Consider the following 20,177-nt stretch of genomic DNA (forward strand, 5'->3'; position numbering starts at 1 on the left):
ACCCCGCGGGCCGGGGTGACCCGGCCCGCGGGGAGCCGGTCAGCGCTCGTCGCCGCCGGAGCCGATGCGGTCGTCGAGGGCGTCGCGGCCCTTGTCGACCTGGTCGGCGTGCCCGCCCGCCCGGCCCTCGGCGAACTGCGCGCCCTTGTCCAGCGCGCTGTCGCTGGCCTGCTCGCCCTTGTCGCTGTCCAGGAAGTCCTTGGCCTTGTCGCCCAGTCCTGCCATGGTGTCGCCTCCTCGCCGACCGCCGGCGGCGGCCGCTCCGGTCACGCCTGGTGGCGCGGCTCCGGGGCTGTCCGTGCCCGGCCGTGCCGGTTCCGACACCCCGGACTGCAGCCAGCGCAGCAGGGTCCGGACGGCGAACCCGGTCCCGCCCTTGACCAGCTCGGCGGCGTCCCCGGTGGCCCGGGCGGGGCCGGCGACGTCCAGGTGCGCCCACCGCAACCCGCCGGCGAACGGCTGCAGGAACAGCGCCGCAGTGGTGGCGCCGGGTGCGCCGGGGCTGTTGTTGGCGTCGGCGACGGGGCTGTCGAGCTGGGCACGCAGGTGCCCGACGTGCTCCTCGGCCAGCGGCATCCGCCACCACGGCTCCCCCGCCGCCGCACCGGCCGCGAGCAGGTCGGCGGCGAGCACGTCGTCGGTGGTGAACAGCGCCCCGGTGCGGGCGCCGAGCGCGGTGCGGGCGGCGCCGGTGAGGGTGGCGACGTCGACCAGCACGTCGGCGGCCAGCTCCAGCCGGGCGTGCGCGAGGGCGTCGGCGAGCACGAGCCGGCCCTCGGCGTCGGTGCTGCGCACCTCGGTGGTGCGCCCGCCGACGTGGGTGAGCACGTCCCCGGGCCGGTAGGCCGCACCCGACACGGCGTTCTCGGCCAGCGGCACGAGCGCGGTGACCCGGACGGGCAGCCCGAGACGGGCCACCGCGTCGAGCACGGCGAGGACGACCGCACCCCCGGCCATGTCGGTGTGCATGTGCCGCATGCCGGCGGTGGTCTTGATGGAGATGCCGCCGGTGTCGAAGGTGATGCCCTTGCCGACGAGCACCACGTGCGGGCGCAGGGACGTCGTCGGCACGTAGGTGGCCAGCACCAGCCGGGGCGGGCGGTCGGAGCCCCCGCCGACGGCCAGCAGCCCGCCGAACCCGGCGGCCCGCAGCTGACGGGGCCCGAGCACGGTCGTGCCCACGCGGTCGTGCACGGCGAAGCGCGCGCGGGCCTGATCGGCGACCCAGACCGGGTCGGCGGTGTCGGGCGGGGTGTTGACCAGGTCGCGGGCCCAGACGACGGCGGCGGCGGTGACCAGCCCGCGGTGCAGGGCGTCCACGGCGGCCGGCCCGGCGCCGGGGACGACGAGGACGACGCGGGCCAGCCGGGGTGGGTGCGGGGCGGAGGAGACCCGGAAGCGGTACCCGGCCAGCAGCACCGTCTCGGCGGCGACGCGGACGGCCTCGGCGTTGGCCCCCGCGGGCAGCGGCAGGACCAGCCGGGTGGCGCCGTGCTCGGCGAGGGTCTGCGCGCGCCGCACCGCGACGGCGACGTAGGACCGCAGGTGGGCGGGGGTGGCGTCGCCGACGCCGACCGCGACCAGCGAACGGGGCGTCCGCCCGGGGACCGGCAGGTTGGTGATGCCCCCGGGCCGCCCGCCGTTGCCGGTGTCGGCCAGTGCGCCGGCCACCCAGTCGGGGTCGAGGTCGGCCGCGGCCAGCCAGCCGGGCAGCGCGCCCCGGGCGCCGACGGGCACCGCGAGGACGTCGTCCTCGCCCAGGCGGGGCAACGAGGTCGCGAGCTTGACCCCGGGATGAGCAGCGGCCCCGGTCGCCGGCTGTGCGCCGGCGGCCGGGGCCGTCCGTCCTGCTGCGGGGTCGGCCGGGGGCCGAGCCGCGGAGCTGGTCAGCTGATCGCGCCCTGGAGCGCCTCGGAGAGCGCAGCCGCCTCGTCGGCGGACAGCTCGACGACGAGCCGGCCACCGCCTTCCAACGGCACGCGCATGACCAGGCCGCGGCCCTCCTTGGTGACCTCGAGGGGACCTTCACCCGTACGCGGCTTCATGGCCGCCATGCGTGCCTCCTTCACCGGCCACCCGCACGCCCGCGGTGGGCGCTCGGTGTGGCTGTCCGTCATTGCTGAACCAGAGCTGGCCCCATTCTCCCGCATGCCGGGTGGAGGACCAACACGAGCCCCTCACCCCCCGGCGGCGGCCCCGGCGCGGAAGCAGCTGGCCACGTGGTCGTCGACCATGCCGGTGGCCTGCATCAACGCGTACGCGGTGGTCGGCCCGACGAAGGCGAACCCCCGCCGCTTGAGCTCCTTGGCCAGCGCCGTGGACTCCGCGGTGACCGCCGGGACGTCGGCCAGGGTGGCCGGGTTCGGTCGCGGTGGCGGCGCGAAGGACCACAGCAGCTGCGACAGCCCGCCCTCGACCTGCTGCGCGGCGCGGGCGTTGCGCCGGGCGGCCTCGATCTTGGCCCGGTTGCGGACGATGCCGGGGTCGGCCAGCAGCCGCTCGACGTCGGCGTCGGTGAAGTCGGCGACGGCGTCGATGCCGAACCCGGCGAACGCGGCCCGGAAGGCAGGACGCTTGCGCAGGATGGTGATCCAGGACAGCCCGCTCTGGAACGCCTCCAGGCACACCCGCTCGAACAGGGCGTCGTCCCCGTGCAGCGGCACGCCCCACTCCTCGTCGTGGTAGGCGACGTAGTCGGGGGTGCTGGTCGCCCAGCCGCAGCGTTCCGGTTCCACGGGCGGGAAGCTAGCGGCACCCTCCGACAGGTCACTCGGGGCGGCTGAACAGCCAGGCCGAGACGGCCAGCAGCAGCCCCCCGACGCCGGCGACCACGACGACGTCCAGCCACACCGGGACCGGCCAGCTCCCCCACCGCAGCGCGACCTCGGCGGCTGCGGCCGGGCCGCCGTCCACCGCGTGCAGCACCACGCGCCGGACGGCGTCCACCCCGTAGGTGACCGGGTTGACCAGGGCGAGGCCGTGCAGCCAGGCCGGCAGCGCGCCGGTCACCGGGAAGAAGGCACCCGACAGGAACATCAGCGGCGCCAGCAGCAGCTGCACCCGCGGCATGACGGTCTGGATCTGCTGCGCCCGGACGGCGACCAGCAGGCCCAGCGACGTGATGGCGAAGGCCACGACGAACAGCAGGAGGACGACGGCCACCAGCACGAGCGGGTCGTAGGGCACGCCGACGGTCCCGGCCAGGGCGAGCAGCACCAGCGCCTGCAGGGTGGCCACCGTCGCCCCGCCGAGGGCCTTGCCGAGCACGATCGACGTCCGGCTGACCGGGGCGACCAGCATCTCGCGCAGGAAGCCCAGTTCGCGGTCCCACACGATCGAGATGGCGGAGAAGACCGCGGTGAACATGACCGACGTGGCCAGCACCCCGGGGAACAGGAACGTCGAGTAGTCGATGCCGCCGAAGGTGCCCGCCCCGATGCTGGCGCCCAGGCCCTTGCCGAGCACGAAGAGGAACAGCAGCGGCTGGGCGAAGGAGGAGATGATCCGGCCGCGGTCGGTGCGGAAGCGAATCAGCTCGCGCAGCCAGACGACCTTGACCGCGCGCAGCTCGTGCCGCGGACCGCGGGCGGCGACGCGGACCGGCGCGAGGGTGGTGGCGCTCATCGCCGGCCCCCCGTCGGACGCGCCGCGGCCTGCCGGTCGGCCAGGCGGGCGCCGGTGTAGGCGAGGAAGACGTCGTCCAGGCTGGGGCGGGTGACGCTCACCGAGCGCACCGTCAGGCCGAGCTCGAACAGCCGCGGCACGAACTGCTCGCCGTCGGGGGTCAGCACGACCAGCGCGCCCCGTTCCCGGGTGGTCTCCACGCCGAGCCGTTCCCGCACGAGTGCCTCGGCGGCGTCGTCGTCGGCGGTGACGACCCGCACCCGGTCGTGGCCGACGCTGGCCTTGAGCGCGGCCGGGGAGCCCAGCGCGCCGATGCGACCGCCGTCGACGATCGCGATCCGGTCGCAGCGCTCGGCCTCGTCCATGTAGTGGGTGGTGAGGAAGACGGTGATGTCCTCCTCGGCGCGCAGCCGGTCGACGTAGTCCCACAGGCCGGCGCGGGACTCGGGGTCCAGCCCGATCGTCGGCTCGTCGAGGAAGAGCACGCGGGGCGAGTGCATGAGGCCGCGGGCGATCTCCAGCCGGCGCTTCATCCCGCCGGAGAAGGTGTTCACCACCGCGGAGCGCCAGTCGGCCAGCCCGACCATCTCCAGCACGGCGTCGGTGCGCGGGGCCACGTCGGCGGGCGCCATGCCGTAGATCTCGGCGTGGAAGCGGAGGTTCTGCTCGGCGGTGAGGTGCCCGTCCAGCGTCGTCTCCTGGAAGACCAGCCCGATGTGCCGGCGGACGTCGTCCTTCTGGGCGACGACGTCGAACCCGGCCACCTGCGCCGAGCCGCCGGTGGGCCGGACCAGGGTGCAGAGGATCTTGATGGTGGTGGACTTGCCGGCGCCGTTCGGGCCGAGGAACCCGAACAGCTCACCGGCCGGGACGTCGAGGTCGATGCCGCGCACCGCCTCGACGTCCGGGCGCTTCCCCGCGCCCGGGAAGGTCTTGACCAGACCGCGGACCTGCACGGCGGGCTCGCGGTCAACGGCGACCTCACCCGAGCGGGTCCCTAACGCTGTTAGAGGCATGGTGCGAGCATGGCCCTAACAGCGTTAGGGTGTCAACCGTGCCGCTGACCAGGGACGACGTCGTGCGCGCCGCCGTCGAGGTGATCGACGAGCGCGGGCTGGCCGGGCTGACCCTGCGCGGGCTGGCCACCCGGCTGGGGATCAGCGCGCCGGCGCTCTACTGGCACGTCACCGACAAGCGGCACCTGCTCGACCTGGTCGCCGAGCACGTCCTGGCACAGCTGCCCGCCCGCCGCGCACCGGCACCGGGCGAACCGGTCGTCGACTGGCTCGCCGACGGCCTGCGGGTGCGCCGCGCCGCGATGCTCGCCCACCGCGACAGCGCCCTGGTGGTCGCCGGCAACCGCCCGACCGAGGACGCGATGCCGGCGATCGACGCGACCGTCGCCGCGCTCACCGGGGCCGGCCTGACCCCCGGGGAGTCGGTGCGGGTGCTGACCGCACTGGGCTCCTTCCTCCTGGGCGACGTGCTCGAGACCCAGGCCGCCCTGGACCGCCCGGTTCCCGACACCCCCGCCGACCCCCGCGCGCACCCGCACCTCGAGGCGGCCGCGGCCGACATGGGCGGCGACGACGAGCGGTTCGAGGACGGCCTGTCGCTGATGCTCGAGGGCCTGCGCGCCCGGCTGGCCGCCCGCGCTGCGACCGGGGTGGCGCCCGTCTAGCGTTCGCCGTCGTGCGCATCCTCGTCACCGGCGGAGCCGGGTTCATCGGCTCCCACGTCGTCGCCGCCCACCTCGAGGCCGGGCACGAGGTGCGGGTGCTCGACGCGCTGCTGCCCGCCGTCCACCCGGTGTACCCCGACGGCCCGCCCGGGCTGGACGGCGCCGAGCTGGTGGTCGGCGACGTCCGCGACCCCGAGACCGTCGACCGGGTGCTCGACGGGGTCGACGCGGTGAACCACCAGGCGGCGATGGTCGGCCTGGGCATCGACGTGCAGGACATGCCCGCCTACGCCGGCATCAACGACCTGGGGACGGCGGTGCTGCTGGCCGGCATGGCCCGTGCGGGCATCGGTCGGCTGGTGTTCGCCAGCTCGATGGTGGTCTACGGCGAGGGCCGGTACGAGTGCGTCGAGCACGGCGTCGTCCCGGCGGCGCCCCGGCGCCGCAGCGACCTGGACGAGGGCCGCTTCGACCCGCCCTGCCCGGTGTGCGGGCGCGAGCTGGCCTGGGGTCGCGTGGGCGAGGAGACGCCGCCGGACCCGCGCAACACCTACGCGGCCACGAAGCTGGCGCAGGAGCACCTGTCCTCGGCGTGGGCGCGCTCGACCGGCGGCACCGCGGTGGGCCTGCGCTACCACAACGTCTACGGCCCGCGGATGCCGCGCGACACCTTCTACGCCGGCGTGGCCTCGATCTTCCGGTCCTCGCTGGAGGGCGGGAAGGCGCCGCAGGTCTACGAGGACGGCGGCCAGATGCGCGACTTCGTGCACGTCACCGATGTCGCCCAGGCCAACCTGAAGGCCGCCGCGAACCCGCCGGAGGAGTCGACGCTGCGGACCTACAACGTCGCCAGCGGCACCCCGCACACCGTCGGCGACATGGCCCGCGCACTGGCCGACGCCTTCGGCGGACCCGCACCCGAGGTCACCGGGCAGTACCGCATCGGCGACGTCCGGCACGTGGTGGCCAGCCCCGCCCGCGCGCAGGAGGAGCTCGGCTACGCCGCCGCGGTCTCCTTCGAGGACGGCATGCGGGAGTTCGCCACCGCCGAACTGCGCGCCGCCCCGCAGGAGCCGTAGCCCTCCTCGGAGCGTCCTGGCGTTTCCGCGGAAACGCCAGGACCTCGTTCTGTCGGACCCCCGTGCCATCGTTCGTACACACGTTCGAACGACGATCTGCCCGAGGTGGTCCCTGTGCCGAGCCCGAACGCACACCCCGTCCAGGACGACCCCGCCCCGGCTCCGTCGGCCGAGGGTGAGCCGGTCGAGGCGCTGGCGGCGCGTCTGCGTGCCGGCGCCGTCTCGATCTCCGCCGCCACGGCTGCCTGGCTCGTCCTGGTGGAGGAGTTCGACCGTCGGCGGGGCTGGGCGTTGCCCGGGGTGGCCTCGTGCGCGCAGTGGCTGTCCTGGCAGTGCGGCATCGGCCCCGGTACGGCCCGGGACCACGTGCGCCTGGCCCGGGCGCTCCCCGGCCTGCCGCAGGTCCGTGACCAGCTGCAGCGGGGGCTGATCTCCTTCGCCAAGGCCCGGGCCATCGCCCGGGTCGCCGATGCCGATACCGAGCCGGTGCTGCTGCGCGTGGCCGAGCACAGCACGGCGGCGCAGCTCGAGCGCGTGGTGGCCGGCTGGCGGCGGTCCGACCGGCAGCAGACGGAGAGCACCCGCACCAGGAGCGAGGTCGCGGAGCAGGAGGCCCGGGCCGACGCGCTGGAGGGCGGCGCCACCGAGGACCAGGCCGCCGTCGCCGGTCGGCAGGCCGCTGCGGCGGTCTGGCTGGCGGGTTGGTCCGACGGCGCCGACCCGGACCGGCAGGTACCGCAGTGGGAGCAGCGGTTCGACTGGCGGGACGAGGGCGACGGCAGCGTCAGCCTGCGGCTCCGGCTGTCCGCGGAGGACGCGGCCGAGCTGGTCGCCGCGGTCGAGCACCGCGCCGAGGTGCTCACCCGCCGCGACCGGGTCGCCCGGCGAGACCAGCGGCCCGGCGACGACGGTGACCGTGGGGCGACGACCGGCTGGGCGGAGTGGTCCGCCGGGGAAGACCTGTCCGGGCAACGCGCCGCCGGCCAGGGCGAGGCTGCCGCCGCCCGCCGCGCGCGGGTCACCGTCGCGCGGACGACGGCCCTCCTCGACGTGGTGCGGGCCGGTGTCGGCGCCGTCGACACCCGGCCCGGCGACCCGGCCAAGCGGGAGGTGCTCATCCGGGTCGACGCCGAGGTGCTGGCCGAGGACGCCGCCGCCGGTCAGGCGTCGATCGGCTCGGTCGCGGCCCTGACCCCGGCCGGTGCCCGCCGGCTGGCCTGCGACGCCGCGGTCACGACCGTCCTGGTCCAGGGCGCGCAGGTGCTCGCCGTCGGCCGCGCCCGGCGCTTCGCCACCACCGCGCAGCGACGTGCGCTGCTGCTGCGCGATGGCGGCTGCGCGCGTCCCGGGTGCGCCGAGACCAGACCCGAACGCCTGCACGCCCACCACCTGGTGTCCTGGCTGGCCGGCGGACGCACCGACGTCGACAACCTCGTGCTGCTGTGCGACCGGTGCCACGGCCTCGTGCACGACCTCGGCCTGGTCCTCGTGCGCTCGGCCGATGGCCGGGTGACCGCCCGGACGGACGACGGCGAACCGGTCTGGGCGACCCCGGACCCGGACGGCGCCGTGCCGGCTCCCCCGCCCACCGAGGGCCTGCCGTCGTCCTGGCGGGCGAACGGCGAACGGCTGGCGATCAGGTACGCCCTCGGGGTCCTGCTGGACAACCGGGCAGCGCTCCGCCGTCGCCTGCAGGGCACCCAACCGGTCCCCGAAGCGGCCTGACGCCCGGGCCGTTCCCGCGGAAACGCCCCGGGCCGTGGACCCCTCAGGCGGGCGCGACCGCGACGGGCTCAGGGGTGCGAGTACGCCGGGTCGCGAGCACGCAGCCGACCAGGATCACCGGCAGCCCCACCGCGATGCCGACGGTGAACGGCTCGTCGAGCAACAGCACGCCCAGCAGCACGGCGACCGCCGGGTTGACGAAGGTGATCACCAGCGCCCGCTGCGGCCCGACCTCCCGGATGAGCTGGAAGAAGAGCACCAGTGCCAGGGCCGTGCAGACCAGCCCCAGCACGACGACGGCGGCGACCGCGTCCACCGGGGCGCCGGAGAACTGGTCCAGCCGCGGGACGGCGAACGGCGCGTAGACCAGCGCCGTGACGGTCAGCGCGACCGCGCTCGCGGCCACCCCCGGCACGTCGGAGAGCTTCCGGCTGATGATCAGCGGCGCCGTCCCGTAGCCGAGGACGGTGAGGACGACGGCACCGATCGCGACCAGCTGAGCCCCCCGGACGTCCAGGCCCAGCAGCGCCACGATGCCGACGACACCGAGCACCATGCCGCCGATGCGCACTGCCGACAGCGGTTCCTCACCGCCCACCAGCCGCCCGGCGAGCGCGGCGACGAAGGGCACGGTGGCGACCAGCAGCCCGGTCAATGAGGACGACAGCGTCTGCTCGGCGATGCTCAGCAGCAGCCACGGGCCGGTCATCTCCAGCACGGTGAAGCCCAGCAGCGGCTTCCAGTGCCGCGCCAGGCCGCGGAGCTGGCCGCGGGCCACGACGAGCGGCACCAGCAGGACCGCCCCGAGGACGCAGCGGGCGAAGACCACCAGCACGGGGTCGAACGTGCCGACGGCGACCTTGATGAGCAGGTAGGGCACGCCCCAGATGACCGACATGACGACGAACAGCGCCCAACCGCGACGACTCACCGGCACATCCTGCGCTGTCCGACCGGCAGGGTCTGCAGGCGTGGCTGCCAGCGACCGCCGGGATCCTGCCGTAACGCTGCCGCCGACCCGGACATGTGAGGGTGTGATCGCCACCCGAGGTCAGCCGTCGGCCCACCCGGACGACCCGGATGACCCGGACGACCCGGACGAGGTGGCCCGGTTCGAGGCCGCTTATCGCGACTGCGGCCGCCCGGTGCTCGGGTACGCGCTGCGCCGCGCCGCGTCTCGAGAAGACGCCCTGGACGCGGTCGCCGAGACGTTCGCGACGGCCTGGCGCCGGCGGGCGGACATGCCCGCCGACCCCGACGAGGTGCGCCCCTGGCTGTTCGGCATCGCCCGCCGGTGCCTGGCCAACTCGGCTCGGTCGGCCAGCCGCGCCGGTCGGCTGGGGTCGGCCCTGGCCGCCGCACTGACGGGCGACGCGGTCCCCGACCCGGCCCTGTTCCACGAGCACCGGGTCCAGCACCGCGCCGTGCTCGACGCCCTCGGCGAGCTCCCCGCCCACGACCGCGAGCTGGTCACCCTCGTCGCCTGGGAGGGACTGACCCCGACGCAGGCCGCGGCCGTCCTCGACCTCGCGCCGGGCACCGTGCGCGTCCGGCTGCACCGGGCCCGCGCGCGCCTGCGCACCGCACTCGGCGCCACCGGACCCCAGGAGGACGCGCCATGAGCAGCGACCACGACCTCGACGTCGCGCTGACCGCGGCCGCCGCGGTGACCGACGACCAGCTCCCCGACCTCCCCGGGTCCTTCCTCGACGAGCTCCGTGCCGCTGCCGAGCACCGCGGCAGCCCGCTCGCGTCCGTGCTGGCCGCCGGACAGCTCGCCGACGATGCGCACCGGGCCGCGACCCGCGGTCGGGCCCGCCGGCGGTTGGTGCGGGCCGGCACCGCCGTGCTGGTGGCGGCCGCGGCCTGGGCGGCCGTCCTCGTCGCCCTGCCCGCCGACCGGGACGCCGGCGGCCAAGCCGCACCGACGGTCACCGCGCCGGTCCCGGGGACACCCCTCGGCCTGACCCTGGCGTCGACGGGGCCGGTGACCTTCCCGCTCTCCCTGGACCCCGAGCCCCCCGGCCTCACTCCGGTCTTCAGCCAGTGGGGCGGCACCGCCTACTACCCCGGCCCGCTGGTCCTCGTCGGCGACTGGTCCTCCGCCGAGGGGGACCGAGTCCTGCTGTACCTGTTCCCGGGCGAGCCGGTGGGACCGGAGTACGAGCCCTACGGGTCCCCGGGTGAACCCGCGGGCACCGGAGACGTGGACGGCGCCACCGCGCAGCTGTTCCGGCGTGACGGAGGCACCGCCGTGCGCTGGGGACGACCGGACGGACGGTGGCTGCAGCTCAGCGGCGAGGGTGCCTACGCCGACCCGGACGCGCTGCTCGCTGTCGCCCGCAGCGTGGTCGACCGGCCGCAGCCGGTCGGTCTGCAGTTCGGCCTCGCGCCGGCGGGCTGGACGGTCGGCGGGTACGAGGAGAGCCGCAGCCTCGACCTGGTCAGCGACACCGACCCCGCGCAGGTGCCGCTCCGGGTGAGCCTGACCGGGACGCCCGGCCCGGGGGTGACGGTCGACAGCTTCTTCGAGGACCGGTCGCTGCTCGACCCGGTCGAGCAGCTGACCGTGCAGGGGCTGCCGGCCCGCCTGGGCAAGACCACCCCTGACGACGGCGACAGCTGGCTCCTGGCCGGCCAGGTGCCCGACGGCCGGCTGTTCCTGATGCTCGCCCCACCGGCTCTGACCCGTGACCAGGTGCTGCAGATCGCCGAGCAGATCACGGTGACCCGCTAGGCGGGCTCACCACTCGGTGCGGACGGTGACCTCCACGGCGATGGCCAGCACGGCGCCGAGCGCGAGCCACACCCGGCGCCCGCGCTCGGGCAGGAACGCCGTCGCGCACAGCACCCAGACGTAGAAGGGCAGCCAGATGCGCTCGGTCTCCCCGCGCACCAGTCCAGTGGAGTCGCTGGCCAGGATCCCGGCCAGCGCGGCCAGCGGCAGCAGCGCCAGCCGGTGCCGGCGCAGCGAGGCCAGCCCGGCGATGGCCGCCGGGCCCACCGCGATCGCGCCCGCGGCCACGTTGGAGAACAGGAAGAACGCCAGCGGACGGTTGGCGTAGGACGGCCCGGAACGCACCCGGTCCCCCGCCGCGTGGAACCCGTCCAGCCACCAGTAGCCGCCGAGCAGGAACAGGCCCACCACCAGCAGGACGCCGACCGCACCCACGGCCAGCACCCGCACGACCCCGCCCCAGCCCAGTGCCCGCCGGTGCACCAGCACGACCACCAGCGCCACCAGGCCAAGCGCGGTCAGCCCGAAGGACAGGAACAGCGCCAGCCCCAGCAGCAGACCACCCGCCAATGCCTTCGCGTCCCGGCGCCACCCGGTCGACACCGCCGCGGTGGCCAGGCCGGCCACGCCCCAGGACGCGACGCCGGCGAACAGCGCGTCGGCGCTGGTGGCGACCCACAGCGCGATCGGTGCCAGCACCAGGAACGGCGCCACCACCCGCGCCCGCGCCTCGTCGGCGACCGCCCGCACGGTGACCAGCACGGCCGGGACGGCGAGCACCCCGCCGGCGATGCACAGCGCGGCGTCCCAGCCCAGGCCCGAGAGCCCGATCCGGTCCAGCAGCACGAACGCCAGCAGCGCGCCCGGCGGGTGACCGGCGACGTGGGTGGTCCACGGGTCGGAGGAGTCCGCGGGCACGAACTGGGTGAACGTGGACAGGAAGGTCCCGATCGAGCCGACCCGCGGCACGTCGTGCGGGTACTCGTAGACCACCGACAGCGGCTCGGGCAGCCGGTGCCAGCCACTGCTCAACGCCAGCGCGACCGCCCACCCGGCGGCCACCACCGCCGACCCGGCCGCCAGCAGGCCGAACCGGACCCGCGACGCCAGCCCCGGACCGACCAGGACGACGACCAGCGCCACCGCGACCGGGAGCAGCACCCGCGGGGTGAGCACCACCCCGAACCCGCCGCGCAGCACGTAGCCGCCGAGCAGGTGCAGCACCGTCCCGCCCTCGGCCAGGCGCCACCCGATGAAGCCCACGACGACGACGAACACGGCGGCGGCCGCCACCACCAGCGCGGGCAGCACCCGGCGTGCCCGGGACGTGGTGGTGGGCTCCGCGCTGGTCACGAGGTCGGACTGTAGGTGGGGCGGCACCACCCGGCCGGGCGAGCCCAGTGGGCGGGAGGGTGCACCCGCGGTTAGCGTCCCCTGGTGCCCGACGTCGTCCTGCCCTGCCTCGACGAGGCCGGGGCACTGCCCTGGGTCCTCTCCCGCCTGCCCGAGGGCTACCGCGCCATCGTCGCCGACAACGGCTCGACCGACGGCTCCGCGCAGATCGCCGCCGACCACGGCGCGACCGTCGTGCACGTGCCGCAGCGCGGGTTCGGCGCCGCCGCGCACGTCGGTCTCGAGGCCGCGACGGCCGACGTCGTGTGCTTCTGCGACGCCGACGCCTCCATGGACCCCCAGCAGCTGCCCCGCGTGGCCGGCCCGGTCGAGGCCGGGGACGCCGACCTCGTGCTCGGCCGACGCCGGCCCAGCAGCCGGGGCGCCTGGCCGCCGCACGCCCGGGTCGCCAACACCGCGCTGAGCATCCTGATGCGCCGGCGCACCGGCCTGCGGCTGCACGACCTGGGCCCGATGCGCGCCGCACGCCGCGCCGACCTGCTCGCCCTCGGCATCACCGACCGCCGCTTCGGCTACCCGCTGGAGATGGTCACGAAGGCCTCGGACGCCGGCTGGCGGATCCGCGAGGTGGACGTCGACTACCACCCCCGCGCCGACGGCACGAAGTCCAAGGTCACCGGCACCGTGCTGGGCACCGTCAAGACCGTGCGCGACATGTCCCGGGTGCTGTCCCGGTGACCCAGCTGCTGGTCATCACCAAGGCCCCGGTGCCCGGGCGCAGCAAGACGCGGCTCACCCCGCCGTGCACGCCCGAGCAGGCCGCCGCGGTCGCCTCGGCCGCGGTCGGCGACACCCTCGACGTCGTCCGGGCCACGCCCGTGCAGCGACGGGTGGTCGCGCTGGACGGCGCCCCCGGCGACCTCGACCTGACCGGGATGGTCGTCGTCCCGCAGGTCGAGGGCGACCTGGGCACCCGGCTGGCCGCGGCGTTCGCCGACGCGATGGCCGGGGACGGCGACCTGCCGACCCTGCTCGTCGGCATGGACACCCCGCAGATCAGCCCCGAGCTGCTCACCGACTCCCTCGCCCGGCTGGTAACCGCCGGCCCGGGCAGCGTCGTGCTCGGCACCGCCCCCGACGGCGGCTGGTGGGCCCTGGGCGTGCACACCCCCGACGCCGCCGCCGTCCTGCCCGACGTGCCGATGTCCCGGGACGACACCGCGGCCAACACCCGGGCGGCGCTGGAGGCGGCCGGGCTGACCGTGCTGGACCTGCCGCAGCTCACCGACGTCGACCACTGGGCCGAGGCGGTCGAGGTCGCGGCGCTGTGCCCCGAGGACAGCCGGATGCGGCGCACCGTCGAGGAGATAGCCGGCCTGCTCTGACCCGTCCGGACGGCCGGTCCGCGACGAACACCCGGGGAAGGAGGACCTGTGACCCGAGCACTGGACCGCGTGCTGGGCGCGCGGCTGCCCGACCCGCCCGACGCGCTGCGCCGGGGCCCCTTCGGCGAGGGCGCCTTCCCGAGCCCGCTGCACACCGAGCGCCGCGCCTCCCGCGTCGGCGTGTGGCTGGGCGCGGGCTTCGTCGTCTGCTTCCTCACCGGGCTGATCAGCCACTGGGTGCAGCACCCGCCGTCGTGGTTCGTCTGGCCGGCGAGCCCGGTCTGGCTGTACCGGGTCACCCAGGGCACCCACGTCATGGTCGGCCTGGCGCTGATCCCGCTGCTGCTGGTGAAGCTGTGGACCGTCTACCCCGGCCTGTTCCGCTGGCCGCCGGCCCGCACCCCGGCCGCGCTGGTCGGCCGGCTGTCGATCCTCGTGCTGGTCGCCAGCGCGGTGTTCATGCTCGCCACCGGGTTGATCAACATCAGCCAGTGGTACCCGTTCGGGTTCTCCTTCAAGACCGCGCACTACTGGACCGGCTGGGTCGCCGTGGGCGCCGTGCTCACCCACGTCGGCGCGATGGCCCCGCAGATCCGGCGCGGCCTGGCCCGCCGCGGCAGCCCGGCCGCCGTCGCCGGGCTGGAGCCCGCCGAGGCCGAGGAGGTCCGGGCCGCCGACGAGGCCGCCGAGCACGGCGCGGTCAGCCGCCGGGCCTTCGTGGCGACCGCGGCCGTGGCCACCGGCGCGGTGGCGCTGACCCAGTGGGGCCAGACCATCTCCCCGCTGGCCCAGGTCTCGGTGCTGTCCCCGCGCATCCCCGGTGTCGGGCCGCAGGGCCTGCCGGTGAACCAGACCGCGATCAGCGCCGGGGTGACCGAGAGCGCCGTCGACCCCGCCTACCGGCTGGTGGTGGAGGGGCCGACGCCGCTGGAGCTGACGCTGGACGACCTCCGCGCCATGCCCCAGTACACCGAGCGGCTGCCGATCGCCTGCGTCGAGGGCTGGAGCGCCAGCGCCGAGTGGACCGGCCCGCGGCTGCGCGACGTCCTGGCGGCGGCCGGTCACCCGCGCGGCACCGTGGTGCACGTGGAGTCCATCCAGACCGGTGGGTCCTACCGCGTCTCGACGGTGTCCAAGCCGCACTCCGCCAGCGACAAGACCCTGCTCGCGCTGCGGCTCAACGGCGAGGACCTCGACATCGACCACGGCTACCCGGTGCGGCTGATCGCGCCGAACCGGCCGGGTGCGATGCAGACCAAGTGGCTGGGCCGCATCGCGCCGGGTGCGGCGGGGGTGGGGTCGTGAGCGCGGCGCCGCGCTGGCGGTGGCTGTTCGTCGTCCCCGGCCTGGCGGCCGTCGCCTACGGTGCCTACGGCCTCTGGACGTCGCTGAGCAGCGAGGCGCTGACCAGCTGGGCGGTGTGGATGCTGGGCGGTGCGCTGCTGCACGACCTGGTGGTCGCCCCGGTCTGGATCGGCCTGGGCTGGCTGGCCGCCCGCACCCTGCCCCGCCCGGCGCGCGCCCCGGTCGTCGTCGGGGCGGCGACGAGCGCGGCGGTGGCCCTGGTCGCGCTGCCCTTCGTGCTCGGGTTCGGCGGCGACGAGGGCGACACCTCGTTCCTGCCGCGCGACTACGGCACCACCCTGCTGGTGGTCGTCGTGGTGGTGCTGGCCGTGTCCGCCGCGTGGGCGGCGGTCCGGGTTCAGCGGGCGCGCGACTCCGCGTAGCGGGCGAACCGCTTCAGCGACAGCCGCACCCCGGCCACGAACGCCGGCTTGACCAGCGGCCAGCCCAGCCGGCCCAGCGCCCCCAGCGGCAGGTCGAGGGTCTCCACCCAGACGAAGGTCGACCCGCCGCCGGCGCGCTCGCGCACCTGGAAGCTGCCGGTGCCCCGCACCACCCGGCCGGTGTGCCGCACGTCGACCACGCTCGGCGGCTCCCAGCCGGTGATGGTCATCCGGTCCAGCACCCCGAGGCGGCGTCCGCCGGGCAGCGGCAGGCCGGTGACCGCCTCGATCCGGCCGCCCACCTCCTGCGCCGGACCGTCGACGGTGCGGACGTCGGTCAGCAGCATCCACTCGCCCTGGCTCGTCCAGTCCGCGAGCGCGGCGAACACCGCCTCCCGCGGGGCATCGACGTCCACGGTCTCGACCAGCTCAGGCACCCGGGTCCTCCTCGTCCGCCGCAGCGGGGTCCTCCTCCGGCTGCGCAGCGCGCAGCTGCGCGATCTCGACGTCGCGCTCGTCGATGGTCTGCGCCAGCTGGTCCAGCAGCCAGTCGACCTCGGTCATCCGGTAGCCCCGCACGGTCACCGAGACCTGCAGCGCCCGGACGTCGTCGCCGGTGACCGGCCGGTCGTCGGGCAGCTCGACCGGCGAGCGGTCCAGCTCGGCGGGCGCCTGGGTCTCCCCGCGGCCGAGCAGCACCGACGCGCCCAGGAACAGCAGCCCGCCGACGAGCACCAGGCCGACGACGAAGACGACGAACGTCAGCACCCGGTCAGCCCTCGACCGGGGCGGGGCCGCCCGACTCCTGCCCCGCCGCCTCCCGGGCGGCGTCGGCCGCGCGGATCACCCGCACTGCCTCGGCCACGTCGTCGGTGACCGTGATCAGGTCCAGGTCCTTGGGCGAGACCATCGCGTGGTCGGCCAGCGTGCCGCGGATCCAGTCCAGCAGCCCGGCCCAGTAGGCCGAGCCGAAGAGGATGACCGGGAACCGGGTGACCTTGGTGGTCTGCACCAGGGTCAGCGCCTCGAACAGCTCGTCCAGGGTGCCGAAGCCGCCGGGCAGGATCACGAAGGCCTGGGCGTACTTCACGAACATCGTCTTGCGCACGAAGAAGTAGCGGAAGGAGATGCCGACGTCGACCCACTCGTTGAGCTCCTGCTCGAACGGCAGCTCGATGCCCAGCCCGACCGACATGCCACCGGCCTCGCAGGCGCCCTTGTTCGCCGCCTCCATCGCGCCCGGCCCGCCGCCGGTGATGACGGCGTAGCCGGCCTGCGCGAGCGCGGCGCCGAGCTCGACCCCGGCGGCGTAGAACGGGTCGTCGGGCTTGGTCCGGGCGCTGCCGAAGACGCTGACGGCGCGCGGCAGCTCGGCGAGCAGCCCGAAGCCCTCGACGAACTCGGCCTGGATCCGCAGCACCCGCCACGGGTCGGCGTGCACCCAGTCCGAGGGGCCGCGGGAGTCCAGCAGGCGCTGGTCGGTCGTCGTCCCCTCCTGGCGCGGGTCGGGCTCGCCGCCGCGCAGCTGCACCGGGCCCCGCGTGCGGCGGTGGGACCGCCGGGTGCCGTTGTCGCTCATGCCGTGTCCCCCGTGGTCGTGGTCGTGCCGGTCAGGTAGGCGACGAGGGCGTCCTCGGCGGGCTGCAGCCGGTCGACCCGGACGTGCTCGCCCCGCTGGTGCGCCTGGTTCGGGTCACCGGGACCGTAGTTGACCGCGGGGATCCCGAAGGCGGCGAACCGCGCGACGTCGGTCCAGCCGAGCTTGGCCCGGGCGGGCCTGCCCACCGCGGCGACGAACGCGGCGGCCGCGGGCTCGGACAGGCCGGGCAGCGCACCGCCGGACATGTCGGTGACCTCGAGGGTCACCCCGGCGGCCAGCGCGTCGGCGAACACCTCCCGCACGTGCGCCTCGGCGTCGTCCTCGTCGCGGTCCGGGGCGAACCGGAAGTTGACCGTCACCCGGCACTCGTCGGGGACGACGTTGCCGGCCACCCCGCCCTCGATCCGCACCGCGTTCAGGCCCTCGCGGAAGTGCAGCCCGTCGATGTCCACCTCGCGCGCGGTGTAATCCGCCAGCACCGCCAGGATCGGTGCGGCGCCGTGGACCGCGTTGCGCCCCAGCCAGGACCGCGCACTGTGCGCCCGCTCGCCCGGCACGGTGAGGACGACGCGCATCGTGCCCTGGCAGCCGCCCTCGACGTCCCCGTCGGTGGGCTCGAGCAGGATCGCGAGGTCGCCGTAGAGCCAGCCCCGCAGCTCGCGGGCGACCCGGCCGAGGCCGTTCTTGACCGCCTCGACCTCCTCGTTGTCGTAGAACACGAAGGTCAGGTCGTGCGCGGGCTGCGCACCGGGGACGCCGAAGAGCCCGGCCACGCGCAGCATGAGCGCGTCGCCGGCCTTCATGTCGCTGGTGCCGCAGCCGTAGAGCCGCTCCTCGCCGTCCACGGTGTCCAGCCGGCTGGGCACGTTGTCGGCGATCGGCACGGTGTCCAGGTGGCCGGCGAGCACGACCCGGGTGTCCCGGCCGAGGTCGGTGCGGGCCAGCACGCAGTTGCCGATCCGCACCACCTCCAGCCCGCCCAGGCCGCGCAGCGCGGCCTCGACGGCGTCGGCGAGCGGCTCCTCGGTGCCCGAGACCGACGGGACGTCGACCAGGGCACGGGTGAGGGTGAGGACGTCGGCGGTCAGGTCGAGGGCCGGAACGGTCACGGCCCGCAGCCTACGGTCGCCTACCCTCGGCTCCCGTGACTGCTGCACCCACCGCTGCCGGCGCCACCGCCGTCGGTCTGGCCACCGTGACCACCGCCGGCACCGTCCTGGACACCTGGTACCCCTCCCCCGCCCTCGGCGAGGTGGGCAGCACGGGCACCGAGCGGCTGGGCACGCTGGAGCTCGAGGGCGAGCTGGGCCCCGACGTCGGCTCCCTGCTGCGTGCCGACGACGCCCGCGGCGTCGAGGTGGTCGGCGTGCGGACGACGATTGCCGACCTCTCCGCCGCGCCGGTCGACGCGCACGACGTCTACCTGCGGCTGCACCTGCTCTCGCACCGCCTGGTTCGCCCGCACGGGCTGAACCTGGACGGCCAGTTCGGCCTGCTGACCAACGTCGCCTGGACGACGGCCGGCCCGGTCGAGGCCGCGGACTGGACGCCGGTGCGCGCGGCCAAGGTGCGCGCCGCCCACGGCCACGTGACCGTCACCCACGTCGACAAGTTCCCGCGGATGGTCGACTACGTGCTGCCCTCCGGCGTCCGGATCGGCGACGGCGACCGGGTCCGGCTGGGCGGGCACCTGGCCGAGGGCACCACGGTCATGCACGAGGGCTTCGTCAACTTCAACGCCGGCACCCTGGGCCCCTCGATGGTCGAGGGCCGCATCTCCGCCGGCGTCGTGGTCGGCGCGGACTCCGACATCGGCGGCGGCGCCTCGATCATGGGCACCCTGTCCGGCGGCGGGAAGCAGGTCGTCTCGATCGGCTCGGGCTGCCTGCTGGGCGCCAACGCCGGCATCGGCATCTCCCTCGGTGACCGCTCCGTCGTCGAGGCCGGCTGCTACGTCACCGCCGGTGCCCGGGTCACCCTGCCCGACGGCTCGGTGGTCAAGGCGCTGGAGCTGTCGGGCCGGCCGGGCCTGCTGTTCCGCCGCAACTCGGTGTCCGGGGCGCTGGAGGCGGTGCCCCGCGACGGCGACTGGGGTGCGCTGAACGCGGCCCTGCACGCCAACTAGCGGCTCAGGTCAGCCCGGCGGGCTCCGCGGGCGGGGCGGTGAGGTGCTCCAGGAGGGCGACGACGAACTCCTGCGGGCGCTCGACGTGCGGTGCGTGGCCGACCTCGGGCAGCACCACCTCGCGGTAGGACCCGCCGCTGGCGGCGTACCGGTCGAGCACGGTGCGGGTCTGGGTGACCATCGGCTGCGGCGGGAAGCCCGCGGCCCCCGGCCACCCCGGCACCGCCCCGATCGAGCCCAGGAAGGCCAGGTCGAAGGCGGAGGTGTCGCTGACGACCTGATCGACGTCGCCCCGGATCCACAGCACCGGCGGCTTGACCGGCAGCTCGGTGATGCCCGAGACGTCCAGCACGGTCGGCGCCATCGTGTTCAGCACGCCGCGGCCACCGGGGGCGGCACCGGGCCAGGCGTCGACCGCCACGACGTCCCCGGGGTAGTGGTCCTCGCCGGTGCGGGTGGTGAGCATCGAGGCGACGTAGAGGTCCTCCAGCTGCTCGTCGACCGGCAGGCTGCCCGGGGCGACGTAGAAGGCCCGGAAGATCGACCGCGGGCTGGTGGGCGCGTCGGCCGTGGTGTCGCCGGCGGCCAGCGCGGCGACGAAGTCCGGGTTGGCCCCGCCCGCGCCGGCGCCGGTGCCGTCGGGGTGCACCCGGTGGCCGTCGGCCCCCGCCGTCCCCCCGAAGCCGAACGGCGAGACCGGCGCGACCAGCGTCACCGACGCGACCCGCTCGGCGTGGTCGAGCAGGTGCTGCAGCACCACGCCGCCGCCCATGCTCCAGCCGACCAGGTGCACCCGCTCCGCCCCGAGCGCGGCGACCAGGGCGGCGAGGTCGTCGGACCAGTCGCGCACGCCGCGGGTGGCGTCGACCGGGGCCGGGTCGGTGCCGCCGAAGCCGCGCAGGTCGACCGCCAGCACCCGCCACGGGCCCTGCAGCGCCAGCAGCTGCTGCTGCCAGAACAGCGCCGAGCTGACGTTGCCGTGGACCAGCAGCACCACCTCGCCGCCGCCGCGCGGGTCGACGTCCTCGCGGTGCAGCACCTGCTGGGTCAGCCGGTCGGTCTCGACCCGGGTGGCGGCGACTCCGGGAAGCAGGTGGTCGGTCACGGCGCAGAGGCTAGCCAGCACCGCCGTGTCCGGACA

General features: G+C 75.6%; 22 protein-coding genes. 10 read left to right on the top strand and 12 right to left on the bottom strand.

The genetic code is table 11. From position 1 onward, the window contains the following. Window positions 1-39 precede the first annotated feature (39 nt). The 5 genes from BLT39_RS00185 to BLT39_RS00205 all read right to left on the bottom strand — a co-directional run bounded on the left by BLT39_RS00185 (window position 40) and on the right by BLT39_RS00205 (window position 4,580). Window positions 40-1,770 (bottom strand): Rv0909 family putative TA system antitoxin, encoded by a 1,731-nt coding sequence (locus tag BLT39_RS00185; RefSeq protein ID WP_091056751.1) that lies wholly within the window; start codon window positions 1,768-1,770, stop codon window positions 40-42. 116 nt (window positions 1,771-1,886) lie between these two features. Beyond that, window positions 1,887-2,054: a DUF3117 domain-containing protein gene (locus BLT39_RS00190; RefSeq protein ID WP_082522773.1), complete on the bottom strand. Its 168-nt coding sequence runs from the start codon at window positions 2,052-2,054 to the stop codon at window positions 1,887-1,889. Window positions 2,055-2,177: 123 nt separating this feature from the next. Then, on the bottom strand, window positions 2,178-2,735 hold the full coding sequence (locus BLT39_RS00195; protein ID WP_207507473.1) for a DNA-3-methyladenine glycosylase I: 558 nt from the start codon (window positions 2,733-2,735) through the stop codon (window positions 2,178-2,180). Window positions 2,736-2,766: 31 nt separating this feature from the next. Beyond that, window positions 2,767-3,624, bottom strand: coding sequence for an ABC transporter permease (locus tag BLT39_RS00200; protein ID WP_091056757.1), 858 nt, complete (start codon window positions 3,622-3,624; stop codon window positions 2,767-2,769). Continuing rightward, window positions 3,621-4,580 (bottom strand): ATP-binding cassette domain-containing protein, encoded by a 960-nt coding sequence (locus BLT39_RS00205; protein ID WP_207507475.1) that lies wholly within the window; start codon window positions 4,578-4,580, stop codon window positions 3,621-3,623. Before BLT39_RS00205 ends, BLT39_RS00200 begins: the two co-directional genes overlap by 4 nt. A gap of 98 nt (window positions 4,581-4,678) precedes the next feature. On the opposite strand from BLT39_RS00205, the gene BLT39_RS00210 reads away from it, so the two are divergent. The 3 genes from BLT39_RS00210 (at window position 4,679) to BLT39_RS00220 (ending at window position 8,109) form a co-directional block, all read left to right on the top strand. Further along, window positions 4,679-5,305 carry a TetR/AcrR family transcriptional regulator C-terminal domain-containing protein gene (locus BLT39_RS00210; protein ID WP_131801366.1) on the top strand — a complete coding sequence of 209 codons (627 nt, stop codon included), beginning with the start codon at window positions 4,679-4,681 and terminating at the stop codon, window positions 5,303-5,305. Window positions 5,306-5,316: 11 nt separating this feature from the next. Then, window positions 5,317-6,384, top strand: a complete 1,068-nt coding sequence (locus BLT39_RS00215; protein WP_091056767.1) for an NAD-dependent epimerase/dehydratase family protein — start codon at window positions 5,317-5,319, stop codon at window positions 6,382-6,384. A 114-nt stretch (window positions 6,385-6,498) separates the two neighbouring features. After that, complete coding sequence (locus BLT39_RS00220) at window positions 6,499-8,109, top strand: HNH endonuclease signature motif containing protein (protein WP_131801367.1); 1,611 nt, start codon at window positions 6,499-6,501, stop codon at window positions 8,107-8,109. 43 nt (window positions 8,110-8,152) lie between these two features. On the opposite strand, the gene BLT39_RS00225 is transcribed toward BLT39_RS00220, so the two are convergent. Beyond that, on the bottom strand, window positions 8,153-9,040 hold the full coding sequence (locus tag BLT39_RS00225) for a DMT family transporter (RefSeq protein WP_091056773.1): 888 nt from the start codon (window positions 9,038-9,040) through the stop codon (window positions 8,153-8,155). 103 nt (window positions 9,041-9,143) lie between these two features. On the opposite strand from BLT39_RS00225, the gene BLT39_RS00230 reads away from it, so the two are divergent. Together BLT39_RS00230 and BLT39_RS00235 are read left to right on the top strand one after the other, a co-directional pair. Then, complete coding sequence (locus BLT39_RS00230; RefSeq protein ID WP_207507477.1) at window positions 9,144-9,731, top strand: RNA polymerase sigma factor; 588 nt, start codon at window positions 9,144-9,146, stop codon at window positions 9,729-9,731. Beyond that, window positions 9,728-10,846: a hypothetical protein gene (locus BLT39_RS00235; protein WP_091056777.1), complete on the top strand. Its 1,119-nt coding sequence runs from the start codon at window positions 9,728-9,730 to the stop codon at window positions 10,844-10,846. Before BLT39_RS00230 ends, BLT39_RS00235 begins: the two co-directional genes overlap by 4 nt. Window positions 10,847-10,852: 6 nt before the next feature. Here BLT39_RS00235 and BLT39_RS00240 read toward each other — a convergent pair whose 3' ends face one another. Beyond that, on the bottom strand, window positions 10,853-12,199 hold the full coding sequence (locus BLT39_RS00240; RefSeq protein ID WP_091056781.1) for a hypothetical protein: 1,347 nt from the start codon (window positions 12,197-12,199) through the stop codon (window positions 10,853-10,855). 84 nt (window positions 12,200-12,283) lie between these two features. Here BLT39_RS00240 and BLT39_RS00245 point away from each other — a divergent pair, with 84 nt between their 5' ends. From BLT39_RS00245 to BLT39_RS00260, 4 genes are read left to right on the top strand one after another with little or no spacing between them, the layout of a single operon-like run. Further along, window positions 12,284-12,937, top strand: coding sequence for a glycosyltransferase family 2 protein (locus tag BLT39_RS00245; RefSeq protein ID WP_091056785.1), 654 nt, complete (start codon window positions 12,284-12,286; stop codon window positions 12,935-12,937). Beyond that, the gene (locus BLT39_RS00250) at window positions 12,934-13,584 is read left to right on the top strand and encodes a TIGR04282 family arsenosugar biosynthesis glycosyltransferase (RefSeq protein WP_091056788.1); all 651 of its coding nucleotides are present in this window, start codon (window positions 12,934-12,936) and stop codon (window positions 13,582-13,584) included. The genes BLT39_RS00245 and BLT39_RS00250 overlap by 4 nt, the downstream gene beginning before the upstream one ends. A gap of 48 nt (window positions 13,585-13,632) precedes the next feature. Further along, window positions 13,633-14,889 carry a molybdopterin-dependent oxidoreductase gene (locus tag BLT39_RS00255; protein ID WP_091056791.1) on the top strand — a complete coding sequence of 419 codons (1,257 nt, stop codon included), beginning with the start codon at window positions 13,633-13,635 and terminating at the stop codon, window positions 14,887-14,889. Next, on the top strand, window positions 14,886-15,311 hold the full coding sequence (locus BLT39_RS00260; RefSeq protein WP_091056794.1) for a hypothetical protein: 426 nt from the start codon (window positions 14,886-14,888) through the stop codon (window positions 15,309-15,311). The genes BLT39_RS00255 and BLT39_RS00260 overlap by 4 nt, the downstream gene beginning before the upstream one ends. On the opposite strand, the gene BLT39_RS00265 is transcribed toward BLT39_RS00260, so the two are convergent. From BLT39_RS00265 to dapE, 4 genes are read right to left on the bottom strand one after another with little or no spacing between them, the layout of a single operon-like run. Further along, window positions 15,287-15,748: an SRPBCC family protein gene (locus tag BLT39_RS00265; RefSeq protein WP_091056798.1), complete on the bottom strand. Its 462-nt coding sequence runs from the start codon at window positions 15,746-15,748 to the stop codon at window positions 15,287-15,289. The genes BLT39_RS00260 and BLT39_RS00265 overlap by 25 nt on opposite strands. Further along, window positions 15,741-16,079, bottom strand: a complete 339-nt coding sequence (locus BLT39_RS00270) for a DivIVA domain-containing protein (RefSeq protein WP_242658048.1) — start codon at window positions 16,077-16,079, stop codon at window positions 15,741-15,743. The genes BLT39_RS00265 and BLT39_RS00270 overlap by 8 nt, the downstream gene beginning before the upstream one ends. A 4-nt stretch (window positions 16,080-16,083) precedes the next feature. After that, the gene (locus tag BLT39_RS00275) at window positions 16,084-16,890 is read right to left on the bottom strand and encodes an LOG family protein (protein ID WP_091056802.1); all 807 of its coding nucleotides are present in this window, start codon (window positions 16,888-16,890) and stop codon (window positions 16,084-16,086) included. Further along, window positions 16,887-18,020: a succinyl-diaminopimelate desuccinylase gene (gene dapE / locus BLT39_RS00280; protein ID WP_091056806.1), complete on the bottom strand. Its 1,134-nt coding sequence runs from the start codon at window positions 18,018-18,020 to the stop codon at window positions 16,887-16,889. Before dapE ends, BLT39_RS00275 begins: the two co-directional genes overlap by 4 nt. A gap of 35 nt (window positions 18,021-18,055) precedes the next feature. Here dapE and dapD point away from each other — a divergent pair, with 35 nt between their 5' ends. Further along, entirely contained in the window at window positions 18,056-19,036 is a 981-nt protein-coding gene (gene dapD, locus BLT39_RS00285) for a 2,3,4,5-tetrahydropyridine-2,6-dicarboxylate N-succinyltransferase (RefSeq protein WP_091056810.1), read from the top strand. A gap of 4 nt (window positions 19,037-19,040) precedes the next feature. Here dapD and BLT39_RS00290 read toward each other — a convergent pair whose 3' ends face one another. After that, entirely contained in the window at window positions 19,041-20,141 is a 1,101-nt protein-coding gene (locus tag BLT39_RS00290) for an alpha/beta hydrolase (protein ID WP_242658049.1), read from the bottom strand. Between the last annotated feature and the right edge of the window lie 36 nt (window positions 20,142-20,177).

Source organism: Klenkia brasiliensis (assembly GCF_900100695.1).
GTDB classification, from domain to species: domain Bacteria; phylum Actinomycetota; class Actinomycetes; order Mycobacteriales; family Geodermatophilaceae; genus Klenkia; species Klenkia brasiliensis.

What these genes read in the sequence shown, in the direction of transcription:
- BLT39_RS00190 (WP_082522773.1), bottom strand. Translation starts at nt 2,054, where the DNA reads ATGGCGGCCATGAAGCCGCGTACGGGTGAAGGTCCCCTCGAGGTCACC.
- BLT39_RS00200 (WP_091056757.1), bottom strand. Translation starts at nt 3,624, where the DNA reads ATGAGCGCCACCACCCTCGCGCCGGTCCGCGTCGCCGCCCGCGGTCCG.
- BLT39_RS00235 (WP_091056777.1), top strand. Translation starts at nt 9,728, where the DNA reads ATGAGCAGCGACCACGACCTCGACGTCGCGCTGACCGCGGCCGCCGCG.
- BLT39_RS00275 (WP_091056802.1), bottom strand. Translation starts at nt 16,890, where the DNA reads ATGAGCGACAACGGCACCCGGCGGTCCCACCGCCGCACGCGGGGCCCG.